This is a genomic window from Bacillus sp. EB106-04-02-XG92 (assembly GCF_058791995.1).
This window is the reverse complement of record NZ_JBYTEA010000004.1, coordinates 296459-309206: the sequence shown is the minus strand read 5'-3', so window position 1 is coordinate 309206 and position 12748 is coordinate 296459. Positions and strand designations below refer to the sequence as shown.

Genomic DNA, 12748 nt, shown 5'->3' with positions numbered 1-12748 from the left:
TGAGAAATAAAAAACAAGGTACAGTAAATTTGTACCTTGCTGAGCGATTTACCTAGTTTTCAAAAGAATAGGTAAGTAATTTAACGTTTGTTCATTTTCCAATAGACATTTTTCTAAATTGAACGATGGAGATAACTCTATTTTTTCAAAGGCATTTATGAAAGTTCTTAATGCAATCTCAGCTTCTAAACGTGCAAGTGGTGCCCCTAAGCAAAAGTGAGCACCTTTACCAAATGTTAAATGCTTTTCATTTCCTATTCGGTGTATATTAAATTTAGAGGCTTGCGAAAACTTTTTCTCATCTAAATTTGCTGTACTTACCTACGCAACAATCATTTGATTCTTTTTCATAAAAGGTCCAAATATATTTGTATCCTCTGTAATCCTCCTAGCTAACGTAACAGGAAAGCGATAGCGCAATACTTCCTCAATTGCCTTTGAAATTAATTTAGGTTCTTCTCTTAATTCTTTATATGTTCCAGGTGAATCCACTAAAAAGCAATAAAAGCTATTAATAATTAAATTAGTAGTTGTTTCATTACCTGCCGCTAATAAACCTAAAGAAAAAGTTACAAATTCTTCATCTGTTAATCTTTCGCCTTCATATTCAGCTCGTATTAAATCCGAAATAATATCATCGGTTAAATGGTATCTCTTTCCTTGAACAATCGGTAGAAGATATGCTTTAAATTCATTTAGTGCTATACCCTTTTCCACATCCAGATCATTAAACTTTTCTTTACTATACGGCATAAATAAAATATTAGACCATGCTTTAATTTTTTTACGGTCCGTTGTTGGCACTCCTAATAAATCGGATATGACGGTAACAGGTAAAGGTGCAGCAAACTCTTCAACGATATTAACCTCACTATATTTCCCGATATGTTGTACAAGTTCATTTGCGATAGACTGATATGTAAATATAATAAAAAACGAATGATTAATAGAAATATTCTACGCCACTCGTTTTTTATCGGACTTCTTTTTACTGTACTTTTATTTTCTTTATGAGTTATTAGAAAAATAATTGTCTATATAAGTCTTTATTTTTTCAAAATCCTTTTCCATAAATAAGATTGCTGGTACTTCAATTATTGGAAGATTATTTTCATTATCAAAAGGTGGACACGGTTTGGGAACTACCAAATAGTCAACTGAGTTTTTATCCCTAATATAATTAATTGAAACATCATAATACTTAGAAAAATACCCCTTCAAATCATCCTGATTCCTTAAAAATGGTAGAGAAAATATTGAACCATAATTTATACCAGCGTCGACAATTAATACAAAGCATATTTTTTTCATGATACACCCTCCTCGTATAATAAGTTTTAAGTTAATAACTGTTCCTTGAAAATTAAATAGTTTTTATCTTCAAGAGCTACATCAAAAAAATGATGTATGGGTAAAATTTAGTCTTGGATAAGGTAACACTGATAAAAACAGGTTTCCTTTTTCTTTATATTCAATTAAATTATATCATTATTTTACATGAATTTTCAGACTTTGTTTTTTTATTTTATTGGAAAACTTATGCTTAGCATGAATTGGAGGGATATATATGATAGATTATAGAATAATTTCAAGAGAAAACTATTCAAATAAGATTGGAGAGCTTGTAACAATGCTTGAACATACAAGAGATGTTACATTGAGCGAAATCTCCAATTTAAACCAAAGTGATTTAGATTTCTTCCAAACGGTAGTTCAAACACTATTGGTTCTCTCTTATCACATATTGCAGCGATGGAGTTTGTTCATCAAGTTATCTCGTTTGAAAAAAGAGATTTAACTGAAAGTGAATATCTAAAGTGGCGAATTTCTTTAGCACTTGGAGACAAAGCAAGGGAAGGAATAAAAAAGCAATCTTTAGATTATTATTTGAATGAATTATCACAAGTTAGAGAAAATACACTAACATATCTGAAATCAAAACAAGATAGCTGGTTATTCGAGGAAAACAAGTGGGATAATGGTGTGCCTTATAATAATTACTACTTGTGGTTTCACGTTATGGAAGACGAAATTAATCATCGTGGAAAAATAAGAACAATTAAGCGATTGATGGGAATGAATAAATAAATCTTATTCAACCAAAGGGTGCTTTACTTGAGAAATTCACTAGAAGAGTCAAATGATAACTATGAACTGCCCCCAATTGCTAGGTTTTGTTTAACAATTGGGGGCAGTTCATTTATAGCGCATAGGTAATCAGCTTTTTGTTAATCATGAGGTAGATATTTTTAACTAAAAAACCAATAATGGAAATATATTACATATTATAACCCGTTTTTACACGTATCTCGGCTGAACCCCATAATACACTGTATCCCGCTCTTCGGCGCTTCGAAAATATGGGGGCTATAATTAAACAAATACATAAACAAGTCGGAAAGCCGAATCGAAATATGTACGACATAACTGAAACAGGAGAAGAAATTTTTTATGAAATGTTAAGAGAGTTTCCCGAAAAGATTGCGACAAATAACGCTGAATTCCTTGTGCGTATCGCACTATTTGAAAAACTTGATTACGAAGCTAGAAAAGAAATTTTAACAATACGCCAAGCCGCACTACATAAACAGCTTACTGCTATTCAATCTTTACATATTAGCTCATTTTTTATTACAGAAGTCATTGAATTTAGTACATCACGTATTGAACATGAATTGCTCTGGATTACATCACTTATGAAGAAAATATGAAAAAATAAAAAGAAAAGTTAAAAACAATGAATGAAAATGAGATTTATTATCAATACTATAATTAATAAAAGGGCAACCACGATTTGGCTACCCTTCAAAATTTATACTTCTGGATCGAAAGTTTTGCAATCTGTTTCTTCTGTAGTAGATGCTTGTTTCCCTTTATGACTTACTACATAAATTGCATCTGCACTACATTTATTGCCGTTAGCCCAAAATTTACAGTTGTTTACTTCACATAAAACGTCTTGTGCCATAGTATCACACCTCCTTGTTCTATTATCATTAACAAAATTCGGAGGTATGATACTCTTTGCCATGCATTTTTTATTCCCTTTTTAACTTTCTTAATAGTTCAATGTCTCCTTGTACAATTGCATCTATATTTTCAGTTATTATTTTAATGTCAAGATGCCACCATTGAATTTGCAATAATTCTTCTATTATTGTATTTGTAAATCGTTCCTTTATTTTATTTGCAGGGTTTCCGCCAACAATTGTATATGGTGCGACGTCTCTAGTCACAACAGATTTAGCTGCAATGATTGCACCATCCCCTATTTTTATTCCAGGCATAATCGTTGTATCCATACCAATCCATACGTCATTTCCTATAACTGTATCCCCTTTGTAAGGTAAATCAGACAAATTAGGTGTATACTTCTCCCACCCATTCCCAAATATATTAAATGGATATGCCGAAAATCCATCCATCCGATGATTCGCTCCGTTCATAATAAAGGTAACTCCACTTGCAATACAACAAAAATTTCCAATAATAAGATGATCTCCAAGAAATTCATAATGATGTAATACTCGATCTTCAAAAGTTTCTCCATCTTTCGCATCATAATATGAATAGTCTCCAACGAGTATATTAGCTTTCGTTATTGTATTTTTTATAAAATGGACATTTTGATTTCCTTCAATAGGATATTTAACATTTGGATTAGGATTCATGTTGTACAGCACTTCCTTTACCATTTATTTCACTCTCTACCGCTATTACTGGCTTTAAATTGTATATAGGTAAAATAAATAATAATCCAATTATAAAAAGTAAAGCGGTTCCTTCATACATCATACTTAATGAAAACATCTCCTTTAATGAGCCAGCAATACTCATCGTTACTACCATTGAACCGGTGAATAGTGGACTTAAAATGCCATTTACACGACCAATAAAATCAGTATCACTATTTTGAATAATGAGCGTATTAATACCTATTTGGATACAAGGAAGAGCTAATCCACTAAAAAGTTGTGCTGTCAGTGTTACCCATAAATTTGTGGAATAACCTATAATACCAATACCGATTGCCTGACCAAGCATACCGATAATTAACATCTTTTGTGGAGCTACGTTTTTCGCAAATACCATCGCTAAAGCTCCGCCAACAATCATACCCGCGCCATTTACTGTTAGTAACCATTGTAAACTCTCTTTTGATAACCCTAACTGCTCAGTTACGATAAATATACCTAATGGCTGAATCAATCCTATACCTAGTCCTGCTGCCATAAAACAAAGCCCTAGCAAAGTTAATGCTTTTTTCTTTTTCACATATTTAATACCGTCAAGCATCTCCTGTAATAGCGTGATTTCTTTCTTCTCATTATCATTCTCAAGATCTTTCGGAAGAAATAACAACACAGCAGCTGCCAGTAAAAAAGCGATACCTGTTATGATAATTGAGATATAAATTCCAAAACTATGAAAAATAAATGTTCCAAGAATCGGCCCTAATACCATAAAAATCGCAAATATTGTTTGATATATAGACATGGCTAATTGGATCTGTTCCGCCGATAAATGCTGTTTAAACAATTTCATGCCAGATGGCTGAGAAAACTGTGAAAGGATTGCAGAAATAAGCGTGACAAAAAACACAATTTTCCACGTACCAAACATAAGTGTAATTAATACAGCGAATACTGAAATAGAACTTAACGTTTCACACCATATCATTGTCTTCTTCGGCTTCCACCTATCAGCAAACGTTCCGCCAATAAAAGAAAAGATGAAAATTGGAGCAAACTCCGCAACTGAGATCATCGAAATAGCAAAAGCATCACCTTTTGTCATTTCCATTACATATAATAATACCGCAAAGTTTCGAACCCATATCCCTACTTGTAAAAATAATGCTGATGCTAGAATTCCTTGCACAAACCGATTTTTCAATACTTGTGATACCCCAGTATTTTGTTTCGTTTCTACATTTGTCGACATAAAAAAGCCCCCTATTTCATGTTCTGAACAGGAGGCAGCACAAATCATATAAAAAGACTATATATTCGCAGAGCGAAATACATCCCTTTTCTATAAATGTACAGACTAATCCTATTCAGAAGAATATTTCGTTTTTTAACGAAGATCTCTTACAAATAGAATTAGTTGATCATTGGGATGTTTTCACCCTTCCGTTTCGAATTTAAATAACACATACATACTCTATGTAAAGCATTTTCGATGTATGCATGTCTTACAATAAATATTCTAGAATGTTAATGGTAATTCCTCTAAAGAACGCATTAAATAATTACCTTGCCATTTAATTTCTTCGCGATTTCCTTTTATTTGCAAATCAGGCATTCGATTAAACAAGGTAGTGATAGCAATTTTTGCTTCCAGCCTAGCAAGTGGAGCGCCTAAGCAGAAATGGCTCCCATGGCCAAATGCAATATGACGATTATTCTCCCGAGTAATATCAAATACTTCTGGGTTCTCAAATACTGTTTCATCACGGTTCGCTGAAGCTAATGCAATGACAACCATATCCCCTTTTTCGATTGTTTGGTCATGGATTTGAAAAGGTTCATCTGCCCATCTTGAAGTTGTAACCTCAACTGGAGAATAATATCGTAACCCTTCCTCAATAGCTGCATCAATTAATTTTGGATTTTCTTTTAATAACTGTAATTGGTCCGGGTTTTCAAGAAGTGCTAATACCGTATTTGTAATTAAATTTACAGTTGTTTCGTGTCCCGCTACAATTAATAACATTATCATTGAATATAGTTCCCGAGCGCTAAGTTTATGCCCTTCACTCTCTGCAAGTATTAAAGCACTCACCAAGTCCTCTTTTGGTTCTTGTCTTTTGACATCAACTAAATATTGGAGGTATGTAATAAACTCTGATAGTTGCTTTTCGGTTTCTTTTATTTCTTCTGGCGTTTCTGGATAAGCAATGACAGCATGAGACCAAATTCTAAATTTCGCCTGATCTTCTTTCGGAATGCCGAGCATTTCACTTATTACAATAATCGGTAAAGGGAACGAATAATCATCCACAAGATTTAATGAACCTTTTCGCTGAGCATCACTTAACAAATCATCTGCAATATCCTGTATTCTTCCTTCCAATTGTGTGATCATCTTCGGCGTAAAAGCTTTTTGTACGAGTGATCGTAAACGATTATGATCAGGTGGATCTGAATTTAACATGTGCGTCGTTAAATAATCACTATTGTCAACAGTAAGAAACACATTCAATGTATCTTGAGAAAATACATTGGCCGGATCTTTTTTTAAGCGATTATCTTTTAATAGTGGCAAAGCATCTTCATATCTTGTAATAAGCCACTCTGCACCTAATTCAGTTTTATTCACAAATAAGATAGGTTGCATTTTTCGAGATTCTTTATAAATTTCATATGCATCTTCTTTAAACTGAGCTGAAGCTAAATTAATGCCATCATCTATTCTTAGTCCAACTTTGTTTTTCATTGACATCGTATTCCCTCACTCCCATATGTTTTTGAAAACCAACCAATATATGCATTATACTCTAATAAAAACGTGAAAATTGTAAATTTTTAATCAAAATCTTACTTCATATATTGAAAAATAAAAAAGTGAGGGAGTAAAATCTTTCTACTCTCTCACTTTTCTTTATGCGAAACACATGAAATTACTAATTTGCTGATAACGGTAACTTACTTTACGACGACGACCACCTTGCCAAGTGTAACCTGATACTCCGTTCCTTCTCACCTCAGTCGGGAAGAACCATAAATCTCTTCCGAAAGGACCAGGACGATGTAAACGTAAAAAGCCCCATCTTCCTAGACAGTTACACATCCATGATTTCATATTACCTGGTTGTGCTGGAGACGCAAATGTAGACGGTAACGACGGCGCTTGTGACGGTGGTGGTGACGATGGAGCATCCTCCGCATCATCTGGTCTATAATCTTCTTGTTCCAAATCTCTCACTTCATTTACAGGTTCATACCCGTAGTTTTGTGGATTATAATACATCCCTTGATCATATGGATAATTTTGTTGGTTATACATATTAACAAATCACCTACTTTTCATTCAGTACCTTTAACATTTATATGTGATATGTGCTCTATAGGAAGCTTATGTATAGCCTAAATTCAACAAAAAATAAAGCTCGGATTTTAAAAATACGAGCTTCTTCATAATCGGAATAGATGAATTATTTTCTTAATTTCACACTATAGAAACGCATTTCATCTAACGAACCTTCAAATTCAAATACTTCTTGTTTAATTAATTCCTTTAAGCGATATTCTAAAAACGTATCGCCAACTAACTGCTCTACATGACCAAGTGCTTCACCAATTACCCTAGGGGCTTTTAGGAATTCTCGATCAGCACCTATACTTTTCGCACATTCAATAATAAATTGATCAAAATAATCTTCTTGTACAGAACGCACTTCATTGTCTCTCCAAACTCTTAAAAATTCCGTACTTTTCGATAGACTCTCCCACTCATGTTCATACTGCATTCGGTCCTCTTCAGTTAAATATGTCAGTTCTAAAAAACTGTTTTGAATTAGAGCTAAACTTTCAGGTGATAACTCTCCTGTTCCACGAATAGCATACTCTCGTTTTAATATTTCTTTACTTGCTTCAGATGTATTCATAACGCGAATGTTTTTCTTATCTTTTAATTGCGCCATTACAAAACATAGGCCCACATGTTCATGTGCGTTATCGGCTTTCCAAATTGTAATAGGCGTTTCAATAGGGATAGTATGTAGTTCTTCTATAGTTTTTAAAAACCTTGGTAAATACTCTTCTTCAAAATAATTTTCATAAGCAGTTAAGTTGTTTACTAACCATTTCTTTCTTGCTAGTTGCCCTTCATTCATATGTAACTTGTTTATCGGCCCAATTGAAAAGAATTCAGAAAAAGCAACAACCATCTCTTCCAATCGCTCTTCTTGACCTAGCATATGCTTTAAACTTCCAGCTGATGAATCATCAAAAGTAATATGTACGTGTGAGCTTTCTATTACATTTCTTTTATAAGATGTATTACTCGTTAATTGCTTAGGAATATCCATTAAATTTTTAATTGTATCTTCACTATAGTTTTCTTCTAATAAATTTAACTGAATTAGAATACTTTGAAGTAAATGTTTTGCTTCATCTTCGTGCATATCTTCTACAACATTCTTGATTTTATCTATCATATAAATCCCTCTATTCATTTCAAAAATAACGTAGATTATAGTGTATCATTTAAGTGTTACTCTTTAAAAGTTTTTTTAGTCAAACCATGTATTAGAAAGATTGCTACAGCTATATAAAGTTTCAACAAAAGCCTTCCCTACAATTCTTAATTGCTAAATAACCTTTTGAAAATCCTTTTATTTAAATGTATAATTATATAGAAAATAAAAAGTACAGGAGCTATGTTTATGAAGAAAGTATTTACTAATTATAAACAGTATCTAAAAAATTGGAGATTTATATTTATTTGTACATTACCTACTATCGCCTTTTTATATGCTTTCGATGTCATCTTTGAATTACTACTTCATCAAGATTTCTATTTATCTAACTTAATTTTTGCTATTATTTTATTTTTAACATTTATGAGCATCAAAGATATGTTTAAAATTGAAAGTTAAAGAGCCGGATAAAAAAAGAGCACCCTGCAATCGGATGCTCTCATGTGATAGAGGTTTTTTCTGAGTATTAAGTAGGACACGAAGGTCTTGTCCTACTAGATAATATATGCTTGTACTTATTTTTTTGTGCATGTGCGAAGTATCGCTATAAAGTCTCCTTATATATTCATTATACATTTATCATATTTATAAATAAAAAAACATCCCCGGGGATGTTTTTTATGTACCGATTTTTAAGCTTCCATAAACTTTGCCGGTACACCAATTTTTTCAACTACAGAAGATATATTAGTAGGATTAATCATTACATTTTCAATACTAACTAATTTATTTTCTAATAGTCCATTCTCTGTTGTAATAATTTCTTCAAACCGTTCTAAAGTCATCGAAAATTTGTGTTCACTTCCGCCATTCATACTGACTTTTACATACTTCATTGTGCACCCGCCTTTCATAATAATCTATAATTCGATATGAAGGCGCTCACATCCTTTTTATTCACTCCTAGATTCCTCACTTTTACACTTGCCAATTTACGTTTATATTCATTGTGAAGAAAACAAGTGGAATTTTAATGTTCACGTAATAATTGCTAGTAAGAATGATAGAGACAAAAATGCACAAAGCGGTATATATAAAACAGTATCCATTTTAGCAAAACGCGTATCTTTTTTTCGCTTAAAGATGCCAAAATAATGAAACTCACCTATTACTCTAATGAAAAACACAATCATACAAACCCAAGATCCCAATTGAACAATAATATTAGGAACTTCGAAATGAACAAGATTTGTTTGTTGTAATAAAATTATTGCGGCCGTACTTAATAATAAAGCAATAAACAATGTCATTCCTACACTTGGTGTAAACGCCTTTTCTCCAGCTTTTGTTGGAATGACACTATTTGTCGCCCACTTACCACCGAAAGCCCAGTAAACATGTAAAAAGCTAACTAAAAATAATATACAGACAGAAATATATGTAATAATAAGCATTTTGTCCTCCTATTATTTTATTTAAGTCTTCAACTTTAAAGTATGCTATAAATTCCACCTTAGCAATCTATATTTAATAACATAAAAACCCCTTAATGATTTTTCGTAAAATTGATTAATCATTAAGGGACTTTTCACTTTATCACGCATTATACCTATTTCTACGACGTTCCATCCTCGTTTGTCCTTGAGCAGTACCTTCTTGATATTGATCTATTTGTTCTCTCATTTCATATGTTGCAGCTGGAGCTGGTTCTTCGTAATTATGCTCACGTATTTTTTCTGGCGTTTTTCGTTTTGATACTTTTCCACCAAACTTAAATAATTTCATCTTTAATTTCGGTAATTTTGGAAGTGGAATCTTAAATGATAGCTTTTTGCGTTTCTTTTTTTGTTGAAATAGATTTATATTTTCTTTATTATCTTCCTCTTTACGGTGTAATAACATGGCGATTAACCCACCTAATATAAGTCCGCCAACTAACAGCATAAGGTATTTGAAATTGCTTATCATTAAACTCGACATACGTTCAAGTATGACTAACGACTGTACTTCTTTAATATCCCATAGTAAAGCGGCCCATAATGAGACTAAACCGAATGTAAGTCCATATGTACGAAAACGGAATAGACAAGGAATTAAAGCGACACAAGCGGCAATTTTCGCGTTCGCTATAATTGAACTTATTGAAATATCTTGATGCCCAATGACTAACAGTAGTGTTATAAATGGAGCATACGCTATCCAGCTACATATACGTGAATATATTTTTTTCGCAAAATAGCTACCGAAACTAGTAAAAAATAAAAGGCCTCCAATATATAAAGATTGTTCTAGTGGGATTTGCTTCATGATTCCTGCAACTGGAAAGAGGCCGCTCAATAGCATTAATAGCACATCTAACTTCTTCACAATTCCTCATTCCTTTCAAATTTCTTTTGAATCAATTCATATTACTTTTCCAAATAAGATGTTTTTATTTCTAAAAAACATCTTAATCCTGTATGCAAATAAAGTAAATACGTAAAAGAGAAGATACATGACAAATGATATCCTTATTTACATGAAAAAATGACAAATCCTGATCGATATAAGGAGCAGGATTTGTCTGTTATTATTTACAGTAGAATAATTGAATCTTTCTTTTCTATTTTTATAATATCTACATCCAATTCATCATCAAACTCTTTAAACTCTCTTGCATCTATATCCGTCATATAGCTCTTTATTACTTTCGCCATATGCATGGAATACGGCATGTGTACATCCTTTTCCAAAAGCATACTTGTATTACAGCACATGTAATGTATCATTTTGGCAATATCATTCCTTTCTACTGCTTTTACACCTAGCGGTAAAATTTCAAGTATGTATCGCTGCAATGTTTCACTACCATTAAGCGAATATTCACCAGTGCTATAATACATTCCTTTTTCATCTACATATAAACTTGTACCATCCAGTATATCTTCACATTCTATTGCGCCGTATTTTGGTACATCAAAAGATGTATTTATCCTAATAATATTTAAGTTTGGGACTTTTAACACATCTAGAAAAAAGTCAGGGAAAGTATCTATATCGATTTTATGATTTTGTAACTCTTTTATCCAATGTTTTCTTACATTCGCATCTATAATGAAATATACTTGTTCATTTTTTTCTTTTGCATGTTGTAAAATTCCTGTTAATGTTTCAAAAACAAATTGTTTAAATTGAATTCCCATATCATTTCTTTTTGAAGGTTGTGGTAAAAAGGTGTTATGTTTATTTACATGTAATACTAAACGATCAATCGTTTGCCAATCTGTATTCCCATATAATTTATATGAAATTTCTTTTCCTTTTATTTGTGAAATTATAGGTAAGAAATCAAATTTCGAGATTCGTTCAATTGATAAATTAACATATGTACAAGGTAAATTTATCTTATTCCAACTACGTTTCAAAAATCCTTTTTGTTCTAGTAAACTAAGAACGCAATTTATAATTGTTGTACGAGATACACTTTGGCCTATAAATAAATTAATAAATGCTGAAATACGGTTTGCTCGTGCAAACCCTTCTCTAACAATTTGCTTAGGATCAATTTTTTCACGCCCATCACAATTTTCTATTGCGATTAACGCTAATGTCGCATTATTGCGCTCACCTGCAGTAGCATAAACCGCTTTCATAACATCCTCTACTAAATTCGCTTTGTATTTCTGGCAATATTGCATTTTATATGGGTTTTGCAATACTTTTTCAATATTATATCTTACTATCTTTAATAATACTGGAGAATCTGCATTTAATACGTATGATGACTCACCGATTTGAGCTAACACAATTTCACTTCCAAATAACGATTGTTCTACTTCCATAGATATTTTTTCAGACCATATTTCTAACGTTATAGTCTCTAATCCTTTTGGTGCAATTAAAGGGAATACTTTATTTTCATTATTTGTTGCTAGTTTTTTACATTCTGGTAGTAATGTGAAATAAGTGAATTTTTGCTGAAACCCTTTAAATAAATACTCTCTTTCCTCTACTTTTATACCAGATTTTATTTTAGTACCTTGAACTTTATATATTCTTTCATTGTATGGAAGCAACACCCTAAGGTTTTCTCCCAGCATATAATCTTTCGGATATTGAAGAATATGCTCTAATTCAACTTCTCCCCCTATATGAAAATCATCTTTTAAATTTCTAAATATCTTTATCCACTTTATACCGTTTGTAGCTTGTTGCACTTTTAGTTTTACAAACCGAAATTTTTTATTATTCAATGAAAATTCTGGAGTAGAAATTAAAATCATGCCTCGTTTTCGCCTCAAAAGCAAAGGAATATCTGGATGGTTATATTCTTGATATTAAGACGGTTTTTATGAGCATTTCGTATAAGTGTGATTTAACTGATTAAGACTATTTTTAAAAACGACATATCAGCGATAATTTATGTCTATTCTGTATAAGTGTTAGCAAGATTGTTTGCAAACTTGTTAGCACTTTTTTAAAACATAAACCAGAGGAGATTCATACAATTTAGTAACAAAGTAAAATTGAATTTATCAAGGATAAACCATTTAACAAATAGTTTGCAGCACTGAATGATTTACAAAAGAATACCCATCGATACACTACGAATAAAAATAATCA

12 protein-coding genes and 3 pseudogenes are annotated in these 12748 nt (G+C 32.0%); 3 read left to right on the top strand and 12 right to left on the bottom strand.

What is annotated here, in order from left to right; translation table 11 throughout:
• Positions 1-48: 48 nt before the first annotated feature.
• Positions 49-915: pseudogene (locus AC3WVA_RS13065) on the bottom strand (cytochrome P450); the annotation flags it as partial.
• A gap of 93 nt (positions 916-1008) precedes the next feature.
• On the bottom strand, positions 1009-1311 hold the full coding sequence (locus AC3WVA_RS13060) for a hypothetical protein (protein ID WP_000717620.1): 303 nt from the start codon (positions 1309-1311) through the stop codon (positions 1009-1011).
• 256 nt (positions 1312-1567) lie between these two features.
• Here AC3WVA_RS13060 and AC3WVA_RS13055 point away from each other — a divergent pair.
• Both AC3WVA_RS13055 and AC3WVA_RS13050 read left to right on the top strand, forming a co-directional pair.
• A pseudogene (locus AC3WVA_RS13055) lies at positions 1568-2088 on the top strand (DinB family protein).
• A gap of 218 nt (positions 2089-2306) precedes the next feature.
• Positions 2307-2711, top strand: a complete 405-nt coding sequence (locus AC3WVA_RS13050) for a PadR family transcriptional regulator (RefSeq protein WP_098880906.1) — start codon at positions 2307-2309, stop codon at positions 2709-2711.
• A 101-nt stretch (positions 2712-2812) separates the two neighbouring features.
• On the opposite strand, the gene AC3WVA_RS13045 is transcribed toward AC3WVA_RS13050, so the two are convergent.
• The 6 genes from AC3WVA_RS13045 to AC3WVA_RS13020 all read right to left on the bottom strand — a co-directional run bounded on the left by AC3WVA_RS13045 (position 2813) and on the right by AC3WVA_RS13020 (position 8164).
• On the bottom strand, positions 2813-2968 hold the full coding sequence (locus AC3WVA_RS13045; RefSeq protein ID WP_000046091.1) for a DUF1540 domain-containing protein: 156 nt from the start codon (positions 2966-2968) through the stop codon (positions 2813-2815).
• A gap of 70 nt (positions 2969-3038) precedes the next feature.
• On the bottom strand, positions 3039-3671 hold the full coding sequence (locus tag AC3WVA_RS13040; protein ID WP_098520642.1) for a Vat family streptogramin A O-acetyltransferase: 633 nt from the start codon (positions 3669-3671) through the stop codon (positions 3039-3041).
• Entirely contained in the window at positions 3661-4944 is a 1284-nt protein-coding gene (locus AC3WVA_RS13035; protein ID WP_098880907.1) for an MFS transporter, read from the bottom strand. Before AC3WVA_RS13035 ends, AC3WVA_RS13040 begins: the two co-directional genes overlap by 11 nt.
• A 267-nt stretch (positions 4945-5211) precedes the next feature.
• Complete coding sequence (cypA, locus tag AC3WVA_RS13030; RefSeq protein WP_098344456.1) at positions 5212-6447, bottom strand: cytochrome P450; 1236 nt, start codon at positions 6445-6447, stop codon at positions 5212-5214.
• A 159-nt stretch (positions 6448-6606) separates the two neighbouring features.
• Positions 6607-7011: a hypothetical protein gene (locus AC3WVA_RS13025; protein WP_098344457.1), complete on the bottom strand. Its 405-nt coding sequence runs from the start codon at positions 7009-7011 to the stop codon at positions 6607-6609.
• A gap of 148 nt (positions 7012-7159) precedes the next feature.
• The gene (locus tag AC3WVA_RS13020) at positions 7160-8164 is read right to left on the bottom strand and encodes a DUF1835 domain-containing protein (protein ID WP_098344458.1); all 1005 of its coding nucleotides are present in this window, start codon (positions 8162-8164) and stop codon (positions 7160-7162) included.
• Between the two features lie 228 nt (positions 8165-8392).
• Between AC3WVA_RS13020 and AC3WVA_RS13015 the strand changes: the two genes are divergently transcribed.
• Positions 8393-8605: a hypothetical protein gene (locus AC3WVA_RS13015; protein WP_048529815.1), complete on the top strand. Its 213-nt coding sequence runs from the start codon at positions 8393-8395 to the stop codon at positions 8603-8605.
• Positions 8606-8838: 233 nt separating this feature from the next.
• Here AC3WVA_RS13015 and AC3WVA_RS13010 read toward each other — a convergent pair whose 3' ends face one another.
• The 4 genes and pseudogenes from AC3WVA_RS13010 to AC3WVA_RS12995 form a co-directional block, all read right to left on the bottom strand.
• Positions 8839-9042, bottom strand: a complete 204-nt coding sequence (locus AC3WVA_RS13010; protein ID WP_098344459.1) for a hypothetical protein — start codon at positions 9040-9042, stop codon at positions 8839-8841.
• A gap of 141 nt (positions 9043-9183) precedes the next feature.
• Positions 9184-9600: a DUF3995 domain-containing protein gene (locus tag AC3WVA_RS13005; protein WP_048529817.1), complete on the bottom strand. Its 417-nt coding sequence runs from the start codon at positions 9598-9600 to the stop codon at positions 9184-9186.
• A 142-nt stretch (positions 9601-9742) separates the two neighbouring features.
• Complete coding sequence (locus tag AC3WVA_RS13000) at positions 9743-10513, bottom strand: DUF3959 family protein (RefSeq protein ID WP_098344460.1); 771 nt, start codon at positions 10511-10513, stop codon at positions 9743-9745.
• A gap of 206 nt (positions 10514-10719) precedes the next feature.
• Positions 10720-12462: pseudogene (locus AC3WVA_RS12995) on the bottom strand (RNaseH domain-containing protein); the annotation flags it as partial.
• Positions 12463-12748 lie beyond the last annotated feature (286 nt).

Coding starts and splice junctions, on each gene's coding strand:
- AC3WVA_RS13060 (WP_000717620.1), bottom strand. CDS start 1,311: ATGAAAAAAATATGCTTTGTATTAATTGTCGACGCTGGTATAAATTAT.
- AC3WVA_RS13035 (WP_098880907.1), bottom strand. CDS start 4,944: ATGTCGACAAATGTAGAAACGAAACAAAATACTGGGGTATCACAAGTA.
- AC3WVA_RS13020 (WP_098344458.1), bottom strand. CDS start 8,164: ATGATAGATAAAATCAAGAATGTTGTAGAAGATATGCACGAAGATGAA.
- AC3WVA_RS13010 (WP_098344459.1), bottom strand. CDS start 9,042: ATGAAGTATGTAAAAGTCAGTATGAATGGCGGAAGTGAACACAAATTT.
- AC3WVA_RS13015 (WP_048529815.1), top strand. CDS start 8,393: ATGAAGAAAGTATTTACTAATTATAAACAGTATCTAAAAAATTGGAGA.
- cypA (WP_098344456.1), bottom strand. CDS start 6,447: ATGTCAATGAAAAACAAAGTTGGACTAAGAATAGATGATGGCATTAAT.
- AC3WVA_RS13040 (WP_098520642.1), bottom strand. CDS start 3,671: ATGAATCCTAATCCAAATGTTAAATATCCTATTGAAGGAAATCAAAAT.
- AC3WVA_RS13025 (WP_098344457.1), bottom strand. CDS start 7,011: ATGTATAACCAACAAAATTATCCATATGATCAAGGGATGTATTATAAT.
- AC3WVA_RS13005 (WP_048529817.1), bottom strand. CDS start 9,600: ATGCTTATTATTACATATATTTCTGTCTGTATATTATTTTTAGTTAGC.
- AC3WVA_RS13045 (WP_000046091.1), bottom strand. CDS start 2,968: ATGGCACAAGACGTTTTATGTGAAGTAAACAACTGTAAATTTTGGGCT.